General features: G+C 45.1%; 24 protein-coding genes. 14 read left to right on the forward strand and 10 right to left on the reverse strand.

The window, feature by feature from the left end; all coding sequences use genetic code 11:
• The 13 genes from H7708_RS09540 to H7708_RS09600 form a co-directional block, all read left to right on the forward strand.
• A partial coding sequence (locus H7708_RS09540; RefSeq protein ID WP_223669690.1) for an IS3 family transposase occupies positions 1-109 on the forward strand: 109 nt, incomplete at its 5' end.
• Positions 110-173: 64 nt separating this feature from the next.
• Positions 174-464 (forward strand): helix-turn-helix domain-containing protein, encoded by a 291-nt coding sequence (locus H7708_RS09545; protein ID WP_223670527.1) that lies wholly within the window; start codon positions 174-176, stop codon positions 462-464.
• Between the two features lie 94 nt (positions 465-558).
• Positions 559-846 carry a putative quinol monooxygenase gene (locus H7708_RS09550; RefSeq protein ID WP_223670536.1) on the forward strand — a complete coding sequence of 96 codons (288 nt, stop codon included), beginning with the start codon at positions 559-561 and terminating at the stop codon, positions 844-846.
• A gap of 173 nt (positions 847-1,019) precedes the next feature.
• Positions 1,020-1,283, forward strand: coding sequence for a hypothetical protein (locus H7708_RS09555; RefSeq protein WP_223670537.1), 264 nt, complete (start codon positions 1,020-1,022; stop codon positions 1,281-1,283).
• Positions 1,284-1,314: 31 nt separating this feature from the next.
• Positions 1,315-1,701: a hypothetical protein gene (locus H7708_RS09560; protein ID WP_223670540.1), complete on the forward strand. Its 387-nt coding sequence runs from the start codon at positions 1,315-1,317 to the stop codon at positions 1,699-1,701.
• A gap of 45 nt (positions 1,702-1,746) precedes the next feature.
• Positions 1,747-2,028 (forward strand): ECs_2282 family putative zinc-binding protein, encoded by a 282-nt coding sequence (locus H7708_RS09565; protein WP_223670542.1) that lies wholly within the window; start codon positions 1,747-1,749, stop codon positions 2,026-2,028.
• Positions 2,028-2,501, forward strand: coding sequence for a hypothetical protein (locus tag H7708_RS09570; RefSeq protein ID WP_223670543.1), 474 nt, complete (start codon positions 2,028-2,030; stop codon positions 2,499-2,501). Before H7708_RS09565 ends, H7708_RS09570 begins: the two co-directional genes overlap by 1 nt.
• A gap of 144 nt (positions 2,502-2,645) precedes the next feature.
• Positions 2,646-2,780, forward strand: a complete 135-nt coding sequence (locus tag H7708_RS09575; RefSeq protein WP_223670545.1) for a zinc ribbon-containing protein — start codon at positions 2,646-2,648, stop codon at positions 2,778-2,780.
• Between the two features lie 179 nt (positions 2,781-2,959).
• Positions 2,960-3,373: a gamma-glutamylcyclotransferase family protein gene (locus tag H7708_RS09580; protein ID WP_223670547.1), complete on the forward strand. Its 414-nt coding sequence runs from the start codon at positions 2,960-2,962 to the stop codon at positions 3,371-3,373.
• A 56-nt stretch (positions 3,374-3,429) separates the two neighbouring features.
• Entirely contained in the window at positions 3,430-3,912 is a 483-nt protein-coding gene (locus tag H7708_RS09585) for a DoxX family protein (protein WP_223670548.1), read from the forward strand.
• Between the two features lie 36 nt (positions 3,913-3,948).
• On the forward strand, positions 3,949-4,344 hold the full coding sequence (locus H7708_RS09590; RefSeq protein WP_223670549.1) for a hypothetical protein: 396 nt from the start codon (positions 3,949-3,951) through the stop codon (positions 4,342-4,344).
• Positions 4,345-4,431: 87 nt separating this feature from the next.
• Positions 4,432-4,794 (forward strand): hypothetical protein, encoded by a 363-nt coding sequence (locus H7708_RS09595; RefSeq protein WP_223670551.1) that lies wholly within the window; start codon positions 4,432-4,434, stop codon positions 4,792-4,794.
• Positions 4,795-4,872: 78 nt separating this feature from the next.
• On the forward strand, positions 4,873-5,292 hold the full coding sequence (locus H7708_RS09600) for an SRPBCC family protein (protein ID WP_223670552.1): 420 nt from the start codon (positions 4,873-4,875) through the stop codon (positions 5,290-5,292).
• Between the two features lie 53 nt (positions 5,293-5,345).
• Here the strand turns inward: H7708_RS09600 and H7708_RS09605 are convergent, their stop codons facing one another.
• The 5 genes from H7708_RS09605 to H7708_RS09625 all read right to left on the reverse strand — a co-directional run bounded on the left by H7708_RS09605 (position 5,346) and on the right by H7708_RS09625 (position 10,259).
• Positions 5,346-5,915 (reverse strand): class GN sortase, encoded by a 570-nt coding sequence (locus H7708_RS09605; RefSeq protein WP_223670554.1) that lies wholly within the window; start codon positions 5,913-5,915, stop codon positions 5,346-5,348.
• 43 nt (positions 5,916-5,958) lie between these two features.
• On the reverse strand, positions 5,959-7,983 hold the full coding sequence (locus H7708_RS09610; RefSeq protein ID WP_223670556.1) for a marine proteobacterial sortase target protein: 2,025 nt from the start codon (positions 7,981-7,983) through the stop codon (positions 5,959-5,961).
• 225 nt (positions 7,984-8,208) lie between these two features.
• Positions 8,209-8,607, reverse strand: a complete 399-nt coding sequence (locus H7708_RS09615) for a YccF domain-containing protein (RefSeq protein WP_223670558.1) — start codon at positions 8,605-8,607, stop codon at positions 8,209-8,211.
• Positions 8,608-8,732: 125 nt separating this feature from the next.
• Positions 8,733-9,242 carry a GNAT family N-acetyltransferase gene (locus H7708_RS09620; RefSeq protein ID WP_223670559.1) on the reverse strand — a complete coding sequence of 170 codons (510 nt, stop codon included), beginning with the start codon at positions 9,240-9,242 and terminating at the stop codon, positions 8,733-8,735.
• A gap of 93 nt (positions 9,243-9,335) precedes the next feature.
• Positions 9,336-10,259 (reverse strand): LysR family transcriptional regulator, encoded by a 924-nt coding sequence (locus H7708_RS09625; RefSeq protein WP_223670561.1) that lies wholly within the window; start codon positions 10,257-10,259, stop codon positions 9,336-9,338.
• A 61-nt stretch (positions 10,260-10,320) separates the two neighbouring features.
• On the opposite strand from H7708_RS09625, the gene H7708_RS09630 reads away from it, so the two are divergent.
• Positions 10,321-10,986 carry an FMN-dependent NADH-azoreductase gene (locus tag H7708_RS09630; RefSeq protein ID WP_223670563.1) on the forward strand — a complete coding sequence of 222 codons (666 nt, stop codon included), beginning with the start codon at positions 10,321-10,323 and terminating at the stop codon, positions 10,984-10,986.
• A gap of 57 nt (positions 10,987-11,043) precedes the next feature.
• Here H7708_RS09630 and H7708_RS09635 read toward each other — a convergent pair whose 3' ends face one another.
• The 5 genes from H7708_RS09635 to H7708_RS09655 all read right to left on the reverse strand — a co-directional run bounded on the left by H7708_RS09635 (position 11,044) and on the right by H7708_RS09655 (position 17,574).
• Complete coding sequence (locus H7708_RS09635; RefSeq protein WP_223670565.1) at positions 11,044-12,021, reverse strand: malate dehydrogenase; 978 nt, start codon at positions 12,019-12,021, stop codon at positions 11,044-11,046.
• 387 nt (positions 12,022-12,408) lie between these two features.
• Positions 12,409-14,511, reverse strand: coding sequence for an ATP-dependent DNA helicase RecG (gene recG, locus H7708_RS09640; RefSeq protein ID WP_223670566.1), 2,103 nt, complete (start codon positions 14,509-14,511; stop codon positions 12,409-12,411).
• Complete coding sequence (locus H7708_RS09645) at positions 14,511-15,428, reverse strand: hydrogen peroxide-inducible genes activator (protein WP_223670567.1); 918 nt, start codon at positions 15,426-15,428, stop codon at positions 14,511-14,513. Before H7708_RS09645 ends, recG begins: the two co-directional genes overlap by 1 nt.
• Positions 15,429-15,517: 89 nt before the next feature.
• Positions 15,518-16,339: a rhodanese-like domain-containing protein gene (locus H7708_RS09650; protein WP_223670569.1), complete on the reverse strand. Its 822-nt coding sequence runs from the start codon at positions 16,337-16,339 to the stop codon at positions 15,518-15,520.
• Positions 16,336-17,574 (reverse strand): DUF418 domain-containing protein, encoded by a 1,239-nt coding sequence (locus H7708_RS09655; protein ID WP_223670571.1) that lies wholly within the window; start codon positions 17,572-17,574, stop codon positions 16,336-16,338. The genes H7708_RS09650 and H7708_RS09655 overlap by 4 nt, the downstream gene beginning before the upstream one ends.
• Positions 17,575-17,645 lie beyond the last annotated feature (71 nt).

Genomic DNA, 17,645 nt, shown 5'->3' on the forward strand with positions numbered 1-17,645 from the left:
CGACTACATCGAAATGTTTTACAATGCCAAGCGACGACATGGTAACAATGATGATGTGTCACCAGTCGAGTTTGAAAAGAACTATTTTATGAAGCTAAAAGGTATCTAGAAAACTTGGGGCGATTCACTCTTCCTTAACAAAGCCAACAAGAAAAAGAAGTATTAAGGAATTCATGGAGAGTAACTACTTAGGCAATTTAAAAGTTAGCGACTACGCAGCTTTAACCGGTAGAAGTCTTTCAACCTTCACTCGGGAATTTAAAAGGCTTTATGGCACAAGTCCCAATAAATGGCTAATACAAAAACGGCTAGAAAAATCTTCCGAGTTATTGGAAAAGACCAGTATGAGCGTCACGGAGGTTGCTATGGAGGTGGGGTATGAAAACGTATCACACTTCATTAAGGCCTATAAAAGATTATTTGATACAACGCCAAAGCGGTACAAGTCAGAAAATAATGGGTGAAAAGCGCTATTTTTGAACGGTTTTGAGTAGTTGCGAGTTACATTCTACTCTAAGGTTTGGGTTCTAATAACGAATCACTCGAGTGGAGAATTCAATGAGTAACAATGTCATCGTGCATTTCAATGTAAAAGAAAACAAACTGCCTGATTTTATGGAAGTGATGGAAAGTGTGAAGAATGATTTACCCAAAGTCGAAGGGTGCATCAGTGTGGACATCTTCAGAAACGTGGATAATACGAACCGGTTTACACTCGTAGAAACCTGGGACACCGTGCAACAGCACCAAAACAATATTCGAAAATTACAAGAGGATGGCTCGTGGGACTTTATCTCAGGGCTGCTGGCTAAAGAACCAGAGAGTGCCTACTTTGAACAGCTGTAAACGGTGAAACCGAAACAACCACACCAAATTTGCTCCCTGTAGCAGCAGGGAGCACTAACAATACGGAGTGTCATTTGTGATGTATTTCACATTTTGTTCGTCTTTTGCTAGTATCAATGAACAAATAAGGGAAAGGAGCTTGGATTCTTACAATAATCAACAGGGGAACGCATATGAAAAAGCTAATATTCGCTCTATCTCTTCTTCTCGCAGCGCAAGTAGCCGTGGGCTATGACAGTGCCGCTCTGGACAAGAAAAAGAAGGAAGCTGAGATAATGCTTAATGAGATGAGCTGCCAAAAAGTTAAGGTCGCTTTAGTGGATACCGCTAATGGAATGAATCTTTTTAAAAGGGAAGACCAAAAAACGGAAGAATATCAAGCCGCACTAGATCTTGTAGGAATGCTAATGAAAAAGGCAGCGTCCTGTATTCAGTAAAGAGAAGCAATCAATAATAAAAGGGAAGTCAGTGTTTAATTTTAACCAACATGTTTATTTATTAGTGACCAAGGGACGAGCTAAGGCAACGGAACTTATCAGTAACGAGTATGCAGAAATAAGTCTACCTTCGTCGACCCACCCCAGAACGCTAATGGGTAATTTCCATAAAACAGAAGAAGCGTTCAAGAAAATAATAAGCAAAGTCGCACCTAAAAGTTTTTTCAAACTTTCGCCAGTAATTTACCTACACCTGTTCGATGAAGTCGAAGGTGATTACACCGATATTGAAGTCAGGGCATTCAAAGAAGCGGCTTTAGGAGCGGGCGGTAGAGATGTGTTTATGGTCAATTCAAGAAGAACATTAACCAAAGAGCAGTTGTTAGGAAGAGTGTTTGTAGAGTTAGAGTATGCTTGAGTAGTCAAGAATTTCAGTGATAAGTGTCGAGAAAGGGAGTATAAGATGAATTCTGAAAAATATAATAGAAATGTTCGGTTAGTATGCTCTACATGCGGAGGTACAGACTTTTCGAGTGAAGAAGGTGTAAATGATGCTGTTGGACTAATAGTATGTACCTCATGTGAAAGAGAGTTTACTAAGGATGATTTGGTTAAAGAAAATAGTGAAAACATTAATGTTCAGCTATCTGAAGCGAAAAAGGAAATAAAAAAAGATATTGCTGATGATTTTAAAAAAAAGCTAAGGAAAGCTTTTTCTGGGAACAAGAATATTAAGGTTAAATGATGTTAGATTCAGTTGATGTTGGTGATTTAATTGCCGGACTTGCATTACTTCTGTCAGCCTATGCAACATGGCAAACAGTGTCGTTTAATAAAAAACAAAGATCTCTTGTAGACAGCCAAGAAAGGTTAAACAATCTTTTATTAGAGAAAGAAAATGATGGTGTTCTGAAAGAGAAAAAAGCTGACCTTGGTGCATCTTTCATTAAGTTGGGTAGCAGTAAATACAGGCTAAAAGTTTGGAATAAAGGTGTGTCAACAGCTAGAAACGTAAGAATAGAATTTCCAGAAGGAAATAATGTAATAATTCCCTCTGAAGTATCAGATAAATTCCCAATGGAAAGTTTAGAAAGACATCAATTTGTAGAACTTATTGCAGCAGTACACATGCAAACGAAAAGAAAGCATGTAGTGCGACTTATCTGGGAAGATGATGCGAAATCTCATAATGAAAAGCTAGTTTACCCAACATTATAGATGAGAGAAACTACCATTATTGACCGGGAGTTCGCCTCTAGCATGCAGGTGTTGGAGTTACACTTTAATATTCTGGCTTTTTACTGACCTTGCCCATCGGTAAGAGTAAAGCCTTTTATTGGGCATTTAATGGAGGAGGAAATTATGTCTACAACTGGAGAAAAGCCTGGAGAAGGCACTTATACTTGCAATAATTGCGGAGAAAAGGTAACGCTTGATGATCATGATGATACGTTGCCACCTTGCCCTAGTTGTCATGAAACTGAGTACACCCCATAGACTGTTTAGACTTTAGGTGTCTCATAATATTCACCAAAAAGTAATGGGGTGCTGTGATGCACCCCAAATAATTTAACCATTGGGTATGAAGTACAATTTAAAAGTACTCTCAAAAGAGTATAAACTGTAACAGCTAACTTTCAGTACACAAACGTTATGGTAGGGCAAGCAGTTGCATCATGACCGAACGATGTATCGACATATTCTTTTATGGGCTGTTCATGGATCGCGATATTCTTCGCGAAAGACAAGTTATGGCTGTAAATCCTCGGCGTGCCTATGTGGATGATTATGCTCTGTGTATCGGCAAGCGTGCGATGCTCGTTCCGTCTACTGATTCGCGCGTTTATGGCATGGTGTTTGCGCTGACTCACTGCGAGTTAGACAAGCTCTATAGCGCTCCGGGTCTGGAACAATATCGGCCGGATGCGGTACTCGCTTGTTCCATGGACGGTGACCCTTTGCCCGCGTTGTGTTATAACTTGCCAAAAGCTCCGGGACCAGACGAAACCAATGCTGACTATGCCGCTCGGCTCCGAGCCGTTCTCGCAAAGCGTAACTTTCCTCCGGAGTATATCGCGTCCATTCCGTAGAGTGTATGGGCGTATAACAAGTGAATGCGGACGATATTAAGGCTTACAAGGACATCATGACTACTCCAATTATTATTCTGGTTTTATTAACATCACCTTTGTTTATAGCCTGGCTTATTTCGAAAGTAAAAGGTTCGGAATTAGAGGTAGGTAAATTTGCTTTCTGGGGACTGGGCATTGCCTTTATCTTTTTTTCGATAGGGCATGTTGTTAAAACCGAAGGTATGGTGGAAATGTTACCGCCCTGGGTTCCATTCCGGTTAGCATTGATTTACTTAACAGGCTTATTAGAAGTCGCTATTGGAGTTGCTCTGTTTGTTCCCAAGTTTCAGGTCCATGCGGCGAAAGTGGCTGTCATTGTTCTTATCGTGTTTTTCCCTGCGAACATTTATGCAGCCGTAAACAGCATTGGTCTTGGTGGTCATCAGTGGGGGCCTGTGTATTTGCTTATTCGTACACCTTTGCAATTTATTCTGATTGCATGGGCTTATTTCTTGTGTGTGAAAAAAGATAGTAAGCTAGAACCACAGAGCGCGTAGAAAACGTATGTTTATACTGAAGGTGTCAGGGAAATCATGAACAAGGCAATCCATTTCAATACCTCGATGTTTGATGTTACGAAGGAAAAAGAGAATCCCATTAATCCGATATATGGGGCTTCTCTTCTGGAGTGGCTAAGAACAAGGTTGAAAGACAATATAGATATCTCAGAGCCGGACGTAGAGGATTGGGGCTGGTTTAGTGAGTTAGACTATGCGGGAGCTAGCTACTTGATCGGAGCTTGTGCACATTTTAAGGAAGGTGATGATCCATCATCGGAGATCGAGTGGGTATTTCAGGTTCATAAATATCGTAGCCTAAAAGAAAAATTACTGGGTCAAAATAAAATGACCGTTACTGATACATGCTTTCAGTTCTTTAAAGAGCTTTTTGAGAAAGAGCCTGAATTCAAAGAGGTAGAAGTTGTATAAGTCAATGACGAGGCTAGCAAACGACTGCCAAATGGTAGCGTTTTTGATACGTGCCATAAATGCCCAGAAACTGGTTATAGGTAGACAATGGCACCTTTAATCATTCTAGCCCTATACAGCTTAATGTTCTTGCTTATTAAGTTAGTCGTTCCGCTTGAAATGAGTGACGAGGTGCGGCTGGTTTTTAATATAGTGGGAGGTATTGGAGTACTGGTGCTGCCAATAGTCATATACTCGTTTATTGACTTCAAGTTAACACAGAGAGCTGTCAATGTGGTGGGTAAAAATTGGTGCCAAGTACATGACAAGCAATTCAACAAGGTTGACATGCATAAAAACCATTTCACGCTCGTTTATCAAGAGGGGAACAAGAAAGCTCGGAAGAAATTTAGAGTTCGTTTTATTTTAACAACCTGGTTTGTTAAATCGGTAGAGTGGTTAGATAAGTAACGCGTTTACGGATCGTTGTCGGTATATTGTAGGCGTGGTTTCATGCTGTTTTCTGATAGTGAATAAGGGAGAGTAAGAATGGGTTGTTACAACAAGATTGAAATTAATGCGTCACCAAGCGCAGTGTGGGACAGAGTGTCTAACTTCCATGATCTGTCCTGGGCGCCAGAGGTGGTGACATCAGTCGAAGCCGTTGGTGACAAAAAGGGAAATGAAGTTGGTGCCAAGCGCATTTTAAATGGCGCGATTCATGAAACGCTTATAGAGCATGATGCTGACAATCTAACATTTACGTATTCAATTGATGATGGACCGGGTCCTATCGCTAAGGACGCGGTTAGTGATTATATCGGTGTGGTGAAAGTCTGCGCTGCTGGTAACGGCACATTAGTCGAATGGAGCTCAACGTTTAATTCGGATAACGAAGATGATGTTGTTGAGTTCTGTGATCCCATTTATCAAGCGTTATTATCGGCATTGAAATATTCAATGTCATAAAGTAGTCACGGATTAATTTAAAACAAGGTACTTACAAGCGCATTACGTGGTTATTAAACTCTTTCGCCATGCACCAAATAGCGTAACGGTCCACCGGTTTGCAGTGTGTTAAATGGGTAGCAGGTGATGAGGGTGATTTGGTTCTCACCTCGATCGTAGAGCGTGTCTTTATCGATATGGTGGATTTCGTAGCCTGTTATTTTATAGGTAAATTTTTCGCCTTCTTTATTGGTGACGATAATCGGATCACCGACTTTCAGGTACTGCAGAAACTCGAAGTGGGTATCGCGGTGGCCGCCGAGGACGACGTGTCCTTGTTCTGTCAGTTTTGAGCTGGATAGAACATGCCCCGGGCCGAAGGCAAGGTTTCGCCCTGAGGCGCCAGCCAGGACGATTTGTTCGATGTCCTGCGATGGTGCTTCGAGTTTGGCCACGGGATACGTATCGGCCCATGACCAAGGTTTATGGGGCTTGCCGTCTTCGAGAGTTTGCTGCCATGCGTTTTCGAGCAAATGCTGTGCCAGTATAGCTTTGGCTTTGATGTAGCCGGCCTGACCAAAAGCGACGAGGCTAATGGTCAGGAGGGCACAAAAGATGCCGTATTTGCGTAAGAAGTTTTTCATGGCGTTTATCTCTCTATTCCTACTAGTTTTTCTACTTATTTTATTAAAGGCTGTTGGCCTGCTGACGACGACGATTCATGCTGAACTGGTACGCGAGTGCTAACAGTAGCGACAGGAAGCCAATCAGCATGGCGAAGTTAGCGATGGTGCCGCCCTGTGGGTAGCCATGAGGATTTTTCCAACCTTGAGGTAATGGGTTCTTTAGGCGCTTCTGTTTTAATGCTTCGCGAATTCGTGCAGGTGTTTTATCGACGGCGACCAGACTGGTGTAGTCGCTGACCAGTTGGAATTTCAGTGCCGTCTCTAATACTTGTTCACGCTTGTCCTGATGGCTTAGGTCGAAGTTGCCGTTAATGGATGCAATTTTCTGACGCGCCCATAGTTTGGCGATGCCCTGATCGTTACCGTTAACTACGACAGGGATATTTTTAGACCATTGATAAACGTCTGACTGACCAGTTACTTTCATGCTGATGGCGCTGTTCTTTGGTGTACGGTATGCGGCAAACAGCGGCTCTCCAATATACAAATCACGAAGTACCGTTGGCTGCAGTTCGATTTTTTGGTGATCGCCGCCAGCGATTTGCAGGTTAGTCAGTGCTGGATGACGTAGCTTTTTAAACAGTGTTTCCAGCTGGCTTTGTACTTCGCTGATACTGCCGATATAGGTGTAAGTGCCGCGACCGAAGTTAGCCGCTTTATTCATAAAGTAGCTGTTAGGGGCCGAGCCGATACCAACGGTGAACAGTCGGTTGTTGCCCAGCTTGTTTTCAATCAATTCAAAAATCTGCGCTTCGTTACCGATACTGCCGTCTGTTAGAAAGACGATTTGGCGCAGGCGATCAGCATTGGGTTTGTCTAACGCCAGTTCGACAGCTTTGGCAATCTCAGTACCACCATCGGCTTGCAGGTTGCTAATAAATTCCTCTGCTTGCGCCAAAGTAAAAGGCGTATTGGCGACTGCATTAGGGAACAGTTTTGTCGCCTCGTGATCAAAGTCGATAATATTAAAGCTATCGTCTGGTCCCAGTTGCTTCAATGCAAACTTCAACCCTGCAATTGCCTGGCGCATGGATTGCCCGGACATGGAACCAGAAGAGTCTATGACAAAGATCATTTCGCGCGGCTGCGAGTGTTCGTTGACCAGAGTGTGGGTTGGCGGTAGCAACATCATGACGTGGTAGTTATAGTCATCCGAGGATTCACTGAACAGCGCCATTTTTGGCTGTTGGCCGAGTTGTGGCTGCCAGTTAAGCACAAAATCTCGATTGGCCTGGGTTGGGTTTTCAAGCTCGATTTCGTAGCTGTCGCCGTGCTGTTGTGTATAGACTTCATGGTAAGGACTTTCGAGTAGCGTCAAATCAAACCCTGGGTTGAGATAAGCTTTGACCGAGACTGGGCGATCCGGTTGCACACCAGTATTAAAGCCAGTGACTTCTGTAGGCAGTGTTTTATCGTTGGTTGCAACCTGCTCCTTATTATCATCAGAGCTGAGGTAGTTATAGCTTTCTTCCTGCTGCTGTGTCTGAGTGGCTGATTCATAACGTGGTGTAATACCGAGTGGCATTCTGAAAGAGAAACGGGTCGAGTCGATAGTGACTAAACTTTGAAATTGGATTTCAATGGTGATGCTCTCGCCCGGTGCGATATTAGCAAGCTTGGTGGTGAACAGGTTGGCGCGGGTTTGATGCACGATACTGGCACGCTGTCCGTTATTTTTTGCTTGCTGGTAGGTGCGAGCCGCCTGTGCTTTTTCCTGTACTTCACCTTCGATAATCCGCTGACCAATGTACATCTTTAGCGTATCCACTGCGGCATCTTCCGGTAGCGGGAATTGATAAACCCCTTCGAGCCATTCCGAAGAGTTGTTCTTAAAAGTTTGTTTGACGCTAACACGTGAGACGACACTGTTAACGTGCATTTCGATGTCGGTAGATAACGGTAATTGCTCAAACGATTGATCGCTTTCCATGGACTGGTAACGGATCATTGAGGACTCGGTGGCGTTGGCGATATTGAATAGCGCCACTAAGCACACGGAGGTGACGAGTGCGAATAAAGATTTCATGGTTTCTCCCTGACTGTTTTATTAGTTATTAACTATTAAAGCGCAGAGAGTTGGCAGAAAGTTTAATTAAAAAAGATAAGGTGTGCCAAATTATGTCGGAAAAAGGGCAGTGGTTTCGATATAAAAGCGTTTGATAACTTTGTTAGAAGACCCCGACCTCCGTCAGGCTGATTTGAGTTTGGATTAGGGAATGGTGGTAGATACGATCTACCACCCGGATAAAGCTTAGAACAGTCCGTCGCCATTAGTGCTGTAGATTTGGCGACCGAAAGGCCACAGCGCCAGCTTAACCATCTTGAAGTGCTGGAGGCCGAATGGAATACCGATAATGGTAATGCACAGTACAATGCCCCAGAAGATATGGTTAATCATGACCCAGATACCGCCGAAGACAAGCCATATAATATTCAAAATAATATTGATTAGATCCTGTGGTGCCGGATTATCCTTCATGCGGGTATCCTGGCCGAACGGGAATAAGGCAAAGATCGCTAACTTAAAGCATTGGAAACCCCAGGGGATACCGATGATGGTAAAACACAGGGCGATACCGCCAGCGATATAGCCCATCGAGACGAAAAAGCCGCCGAAGACAAGCCATATAATATTTAATAGTAGTGACATTCAGTCGTTCCTTTAGTAAGAGCCTACTTATTATTTAATAATAGAAAAATGTTAAAGGACAGTAACAAGTGGCAACAAAGCGTGCGCAACTGTTAGTGAATGTGTCACTAATAATCTACTGGAAACTAGGTTAAGAGATTGAAACGATAGAGGTTTATCTTTTCGCCATTGCCCTCAAGGTCGTCACATTTTGCAAAATCGAAGCCGAGCCTGGTCAGTAACTTGTTTGAGCTTTGGTTGTCCAGACTGGCGATAGCGAGCAATTCTTTTAGTGCAATATCTCGAGCATGGTCTATGACCGCCTGCGCCGACTCAAAGGCATAACCCTTACGCCTGAATTGCTCGTCGATGGCGAAACCGATATCTGGCGCATCGAGGTAATCACGCTGGATCAGACCACTCACACCCGCAGGCTGCCCAGACGCTTTTTCTTCGACTAAATAAAGCCAGAAACCGTACTTTTTATAATGCTCCAAGGTTCGCTCAACAAACTGCTCAGCAGCGTCGAGATTGTTCACACCGCGATCACCAATGTACTGCAAAAAAGCAGGCTGATTGTAGAGCTGTAATAGGAACTCTGCATCTTTAGCTTCTATATGGCGTAGGGTTAAGCGTTCGGTGGTTTTGATGAGCATAGCGTTTAGTGTAAATAATTAATATGCAACTAGTATAGATAGCTGATCAATAAAGTAAATAGCCCGTTGAACTGGTGTGCTGCCGGCTATACCTTAAGAAAATCGGTCAGTAATCCAATCAACGAATGTGAGCATCTTTGTATTAAGCTCTTTGCTACGGTTAGGAATGTAGTAGCACAGTTTTGACTCTACTGGCAGCGTCGAAATGGGTTCCAATACTCCGGCCTTGACTAAATCTGAAACCAACGTTTCAGAGCAAAATATTAGACTTTTTCCTGCAATTGCTTCGTTCACGCCATACAGCTCCTGATCAAAATAATTGGTAGTAAAGTCTTGTGGGGATTTACGATTGGCTTCTAACCATGACAGCCATGGGGCATCAGGCAAATCTTTGTTCTTCCATTTTGTCAGGTAAACTGGTGCTGGCCTGTCAGTAGAAGGTCGAGCAATTAATGAAGGATTGCCGTATAAGTTAAATTGTTCAATTTTCAAAATGCTTTCATCATCAACTCTGTCAACATCACCAAAGCGGATAGACAAGTTGTTAATTTGATGGTCTACCACTTCACCAGTCGATATGTCGACCTCGATATTTGGATAAAGCTCATTGAAATTGTGTAATGACGGAATCAGTACCAATGCTGCAAATGATGAAGTGGTGTGAACCTTGATGGATGAGGCTCCTAACTGTATTTCATCAAGTGTGGTAGCAATCTTTTGTAAACTAGCCGTTGTAGCCTGTGATAACTTTTTACCTTCGCTGGTTAATGTGATTTCACGAACTTTTCTATAAAACAACTTAACACCTAATCGGTGCTCAAGATTACTAATATGATGCGAGACCGCAGTGGCGGTTATCGATAGCTCATCTGCGGCATCTTTAAAGCTCTCCAGCCGGGCGGCTGCTTCAAATACTTTGACTGCCTGAAGAGAAACATTTACCAACTCTAGCCTCCAGTGTGATGATTGATAGAACCAAGGGTGAGTATAACTCATCCATAATGGCAGTTTATTCATTTGTCTGTGCTAACGCAAAGCCTCAATATAAAGTCGAATTAACACAGTAGAGCACATACCTATGAAAACATTTCTTCATATTGATGCTAGTGTACGTAAGGCATCTAACCCGAATCCAGAGCATGACTCAATATCGAAACGAATTGCCATGCAGTTTGTCGAGCAATGGAAAACCGTTAAACCTATAGATGAGTATATCTATCGTGATATTGGAGTAACCCCTCCAGACTTTATAGATCAGGATTGGATCGGTGCTGTTTTTACGCCTGAAGAGAGGATGGATGACGCACAACGGGAAAAGCTGGCGTTATCCGAGCAATTAATCAAAGAGCTAGCCCAGGCTGATGTTATTTTAATGTCATCACCGATGTATAACTATGGGATGCCAGCGCCTTTGAAGGCATGGTTTGATCAGGTAATTCGGGTGAACCGGACCTTCAGTTTTGATTTGTCTCGTGGAGATTACCCGCTCGAACCAATGATGTCAGGCAAGATATTAGTGCTAGTAACTTCGTCAGGTGAGTTTGGATTTGGGCCTGGGGGAATACGTGAGCAGATGAATCATCTGGGGCCGCATATTAAAACGCTAAGCCGTTATTTAGGTGTCGATTCGTTTTATGAAATAAGATCTGAGTATCAGGAGTTTGGCGATGAAAGGCACCAGAGATCTTTAACTGATGCAATAAATAAGGCTAGTGAGTTGGCTATAGAGTTAGCCGGGCAATAAAAAAAGGCGCTTAAAAAGCGCCTTTTCTTGTCTTAAGAATTCACTCTTAAGAAAAACTTACAGTAGATCAGATACTGTGTCGCGCTCTTCTTTAAGTTCTGTTTCCGACTCAACCATTTTACCTTTGATGAAGTCAGTTACTTCAAGATCTTGAACGATTTCATAATCGCCATCTTTGCATACGACTGGGTATGAGTAGATAAGACCTTTTTCGACGCCGTAGCTGCCGTCTGATGGAACTGCCATAGATACCCAGTCACCAGATTCAGAGCCAAGGCACCAGTCACGCATGTGATCAAGGATAGCGTTCGCTGCTGATGCTGCTGATGAAGCGCCACGAGCTGCAATGACTGCTGCACCACGTTTAGCAACGGTTGGGATAAATTCTTCTTTAGCCCAGGTCGCATCAACTTTGTCTGCTGCGTTAGCACCGTCGATTTCCGTGAATGAAATATCTGGTACCTGAGTGACTGAGTGGTTACCCCAGATAGTCATTTTCTTTACGCTTGCGATGTCTGAACCTGATTTTTCCGCCAATTGGTAAATCGCACGGTTGTGGTCAAGACGCGTTAGCGCTGTGATGTTGCGCTGATTGATGCTTGGTGCGTTAGCAGCCAAGATGTAAGCGTTGGTGTTTGCTGGGTTACCAACAACACAGATGCGGATATCTTTATCAGCAACTTCGTCGATGACTTTACCCAGTGAGCTGAAGATTTTACCGTTATCAGCGATAAGGTCCTTACGCTCCATGCCTGGTCCACGCGGCTTAGCACCTACCATCAGGCCGATCTTTGCGTCTTTAAATGCAACGGCTGGATCGTCCGTAACCACAACGTCTTTCACTAGTGGGAATGCGCAGTCGTTTAGCTCCATAGCTACCGCTTCGCAAACTTTTAGTGCTGGTGTGATTTCTAGAAGGTTTAAGATGACTGGCTGATCTTTACCTAGCATTTCGCCGCTGGCAATGCGGAAGAGTAAAGAGTAACAAATTTGACCGGCTGCTCCGGTTACCGTAACGCGAACAGGCTCTTTCATTCCTGAATCCTCATCGTTAATGAAGTGTCTAAAATTTAGGTCGCCAACTTTAACATAAAGTCGCTTTAAATCCCATTTTTAGGGTCTTTTAGACGATTTTATGGTGGGTAAGTATGCTCTCTGTCATGCCAGTAGTTGCCTAACCTTAGACGCATTTTAGTTAAGGTATGAAAGTTTGGAAGAAATTTTCCATAACTTCAACTTAATGTTGTAACTTGTTCTAAATGTTCATTTTTTGGACGAGCAAACGACCAAAGGAAATCCCTTTAGGGAAAACTAGGTGCTAGCTATTAAATTGAGTAATCTGCAATAATTATGGTATTGCTCGTAACTATGCTTTATGTAGAGAGGTCGTATTTGCGGAAATGGAATTGAGGTGTTATCAGTTTACACATCGGCAAAATCCTGCCGGGAGCCAAGCCAGCGGCGGGTAATTTTGTGCGCCAGCTGTGGCGTTTCGGCGGCGAGGTTATGGGCAACTTCCTGTAATTGCTCGACTAATTCGGCATCGCGCACTAAATCGGCAAAACGCAGACCGATATCGCCGGTTTGTCGTGTGCCTAATAATTCGCCCGGGCCGCGCAGTTTTAAGTCTTCCTCGGCAATGACAAAACCGTCGTTGGTATCGCGCATCACCTGGATGCGCGCTTTGGCATTATTGGATAGCGGTTGTTGGTAGAGCAGTACGCAGTGACTTTCTACCGAACCACGACCGACGCGTCCGCGTAACTGGTGTAGTTGCGATAACCCGAGGCGCTCGGGGTTCTCGATAATCATCAGGCTGGCATTCGGTACGTCAACTCCGACTTCGATGACGGTGGTGGCGACCAGAATATCAAGCTCGCCCTGCTTAAAGCGTTCCATGACCAGTTGCTTTTGTTCGCTTTTCAGGCGGCCATGAACTAAACCAATTTTGAGGTTGGGTAGCTGCTCCGCCAGTTGGTTGGCGGTGGTTTCTGCGGCCTGACATTGCACTTCTTCCGATTCATCGATCAGGGTACAGACCCAATAAACCTGACGGTTTTCATCCTGACAGGCGGTGGCAATTCTCTGTATCACCTGCTCGCGGCGTTGATCGGACAGCGCCACCGTTTGTATCGGTGTTCGCCCCGGTGGCAGCTCGTCGATAATTGAAACGTTCATGTCGGCGTACACTGTCATGGCCAGGGTGCGAGGGATTGGCGTTGCGGTCATCATCAGCTGATGCAATTGATAACCGTCCGGCGCTTTTTGTTTCAGCGCCAGGCGCTGGTTAACGCCAAAACGATGTTGCTCGTCAATAATAGCAAAGCCCAGATTGTGATAAACCACTTCTTTCTGGAACAGCGCATGAGTTCCAACGATCAGTTTGGCTTCGCCATTGGCGATTTTCTCCTGTGCAGCTTTTTTGTCTTTGGCCGGCAGTTTGCTGACCAGATACGCGGTGTCTATGCCTAAATCGTTCATCCATTGCGAAAAGGAGATAAAATGCTGTTCGGCGAGAATTTCGGTTGGCGCCATAATCGCGACCTGAAAACCGGCTTCGATAGCCTGTAATGCCGCCATGGCCGCGACCAGGGTTTTACCAGCACCGACGTCGCCTTGCAGCAGGCGCAGCATCGGTTCGTTCGATTGCAAATCCTTGATAATTTCTTTGCTGACCCGGGACTGGGCACGAGTCGGCGTAAAGGGCAGCTGGGCAATAAGTTGTTGCTGGAGTTTGCCTGAGGATTGCATCGCAGGAGCCGTTTGCTCTTTCTGCTTGTGTCGCTGCAGCATCATGCTCAACTGGTGGGCCAATAACTCTTCGCAGATCAGACGCTTAGCCGAAGGCGAACTGAATTCCTGTAAAGCTTCGGGCCTGGCATCTTTGGGTGGCGTATGAATCCAGGTGAGCGCCTGATTAATCTCCGGCAGCTTAAACTGTTGCTGTATGGCTTCGGGCAACAGGTTATCTATCGGATGCTTTTCCAGCAACGCCACCGCCTGTCTTGTGAGCTGGCGCAAACTGTTTTGGTGCAGGCCATCGGTGGTCGGGTAGACCGGCGTCAGGCTATCCAGTAGTGGCGCAGCGTTGGTCGAATCCACCGCGGTTAATTCCGGATGTACCATACTGCACTGATAACCGAAGCGGCGAACTTCACCAAAAGCATAAAATTCGGCGCCTTTCTGTAAACGCTGTTGCTGACTTTTATTGAAGTAGAAGAATCGGAAGTCGATGCTCGCGCTCTGATCGCTGGCACGGCAAACCAGCGAGCGGCGCTTGCCGTATTGTACCTGGGCTAACTCGACCTGCACTTTTATTAAAGCGCGATCGCCGTCCTGAAGACTGGCGATGGGTTTAATCTGGGTGCGGTCTTCATAACGCAGTGGTAAATGCAGCAATAAATCGAGCACATTGTGCACGTGAATTCGCTGCAGTTTTTCAGCCAGCTTGGGGCCAACCCCTTTAAGACTGGTACAGTCAAGGTTAGCCAGATTAACGTTGGAAGCGAGTTTGGAAATAGCCATTAATTAATAATTCGTGTACCGGGAACTTCAATGGTGTTTAACGCCTGCTTGATTAAATCCAAAGCTTTTTTGCGCGGGAAGCTGCGGCGGTAGGCCAGTGCTACCTGGCGACTTGGTTTCGGTTGATCAAACTCTCGTGTCACCAGTCCCAGTTTTTCATTATGGAAATCGGCAGCGGACTTTGGGATAACGCTAATCCCCAGTCCACTGGCTACCATCTGTCGGATAGTTTCGATTGAGCTGCCGGTGATCCAGTCTTTTTGTGGGTTGAGACTACTGTCACGACACTGTGGACAGGCTTCTAGTACCTGATCGCGGAAGCAGTGTCCGGCGCCAAGCATGATCATCACCTCATCGGCAATATCGACAATTTGTAGCGTGTCTTTTTTCACCCAGGGATGCTTTTCAGGCAACAGGGCGATGAATTCTTCCTGGTAAAGAGGAATCACTTCGACTTCCGGCTCGTCAAACGGCAAAGCAACGATGATGGCATCCAGATCGCCATGACGAAGTTTGGTTCGAAGGTTGTGCGTATAGTCCTCATCGATGTGCAGCGGCATTTTCGGTGCCAGCTCGCGCAGTTGCGGGATCAGGGATGGCAACAAGTAAGGCCCAATAGTGAAAATAGCGCCGAGCTTTAGCGGGCCATCCAGTTGATCGGAATTCTGTTTTGCCAGTTGCTTGAGTAAGCTGACCTGTTCCAGTATGCGCTGCGCCTGCTCAACCACAGCTTCGCCCTGTGGAGTGGTGCGAACATCGGATTTGCTACGTTCAAACAGGGTGATCCCCAGCTGTTCTTCCAGCTTTTTGACGCCAACACTTAAGGTCGGTTGGCTGACAAAACATGCTTCTGCTGCGCGTCCAAAATGGCGTTCCCGGGCGACAGCTACAATATATCTAAACTCTGTTAATGTCATAATTGATAGCCTCTCTCTATTATGATCCAGTGCTGAGAGGAATAAGTCAATCCTAAATCACGGCTTTCGTATTCTTGGATAACTTGTTCTTAGTGTTTTGGCTTTTGGGCTATGAACAAAGACAGTGGACGTCCATCGTCGAGCCTATGTACCTGATTGAATAAGACCGACCAGTCTGCAAAGCGTTCAGCTAATTCCTTATTTTTGAGTAAAAAGTCCGGATTTTTTGGGTTGCCATACTCGGCAGCACCTTCAAGGAAGGTGTGAATCGCAACTTTACAGCCAACAGGCAGGTGCTTTTGATAAGTATCGAATAATGGGCGATGCAAGAAACGGCTTTGCATCACCAGCTGTGGTTGACGCTGCTCGAGCAATTCAATCAGTGCATCGGGCTGTTGTCGACAGTTCATTTCCACCGTCTCAATCTTCAGTTGCCAGCGATGAGCCGAGTGGGCAACACGGGCTAAAGCGCCATCGAACACATCAATGGCGATGACACGGTAGCCGAGCATCCCTAGTAAAATACTGTCGCGTCCCGAACCACACCCAATATCGACAGCGACTGGCGTAGTGTCCGGGGCAGGCGTAAAAAACTCGGTATGCTGTTCGAGTAGGGGGTTTCCTTTCCACAGGCGGTTCTTGTTATCGCCAGTATTCAAGGGCGCTTGAGCCAGTTGGCTCTCGTCATGGAGCTGCGTAATAATGAAGTCACGTTGGTGGAACAACTCTTCTGCAGTCGCTCGTTTATCAGCGGCAACACATAGCTGTATGGAGCTGCCTTTAGGCGGTAACTCATGCCATAGATCGGGCAGCTGCTCGAAAGGAATATGTACGGCTCCGGGTAAATGCCCCCGAACATAATCTTTGTACGATCGGAGATCGATGATCGGAGGTGCTAAATTATCAGTCATTCAATTCGCTTAAAAGGTTGTCGTTTGCCGTAGCTGAGGCTGCGCCAGAGCCATTCTAATGGTCCGAATTTGAATCGTTTCAGCCACCAGGGGGACCATAACAGCTGGGCAATAAAGATGACAGCGACGACTAACATTAATTGATAGCGCTCGAGCTGGCCAAATAGACCTAAACCATGGCTATAGAAAAGCAGGGTACAAATAATGCTTTGAGTCAGGTAATTGGTAAATGCCATACGGCCGACAGCTTCAAGCCGTTGCCGTAAGCCAACGAGTTTATCAGATTGAGCCCACAGACAGAATAATGCGATATAACCGAGAGCGACAAAAATCGCGCCTAAACTGTTAGTGGTCATAAAAGATAACATGGAAGCTTGCAGGCCAAAGTCGGTGGTTAGTAAGTTAAAAGTATCGTAGGCAATAAGACCAAAACCGGCGATAAAGCTTATAACCATCAGTTTAATATAGAAGCTGCGGCTACGCTGAGCGGTTAAAATTCCCAGTTGGTATAGCGCCATACCAATCAACATCGAGCCACCGATGCGGAAAAAGCCAAAGAAAAAAGCGGACATTGGCAGGTTATAGAAAAAGAACTGGGTACGGTGCGCCACCTGGGCCGAATAGCTGGTGATGTAGGGGGTTGTTTCTTTATCAATAATTGCCTGGGTTGGTTGAAACATTTCTCGCATCTGCTGGGTATCGACTTCCGGCATTTGCTCGACGAACAGGGCAAAGGATGACATCAGTACCAAAATGATGGCGATTAGGATGGAGCCGATAACCAGTTTTGTGGTTGGCTTGGTATGCAGGGCAAATAAATAAACCCACAAACCAGCAATGGAATAAGCAACCAGAATATCGCCATACCAGATTAACAAAGCATGGATCAGCCCAAACACCAGCATCCAGCCCATACGTTTGTAGTGCAAGCAGGCGGGAGAGGTATGCGCCGCTTCGGCTCGTTCGGCCATCAGCATGATGCCTGCACCAAACAGCATGGAGAACAAAGTATAAAATTTCTGATCGGCGAAGATATGTGTTAGAACCCAGGTAATAAGGTTTGGCGTTGACGGCTCACCTAAGGCTGTGGGATTAACATAGTAAGAAAATATATTGCCAAAGGCATAGATATTCATGATCAGAATACCAGCCACCGCAATACCGCGGATCAGATCCAGAGAGTGGTAACGATTACTTCCTGAGGTTGGGGAAAGTTGTGTATTATTGTTGGTCATCGCATATCCTTACTGATGTTTTGGTAGCAGTATAGCCAGTTTGAACGAAATGGCACAACATTATCTAATTT

It is taken from the genome of Kangiella shandongensis, assembly GCF_020005365.1.
GTDB lineage: Bacteria > Pseudomonadota > Gammaproteobacteria > Enterobacterales > Kangiellaceae > Kangiella > Kangiella shandongensis.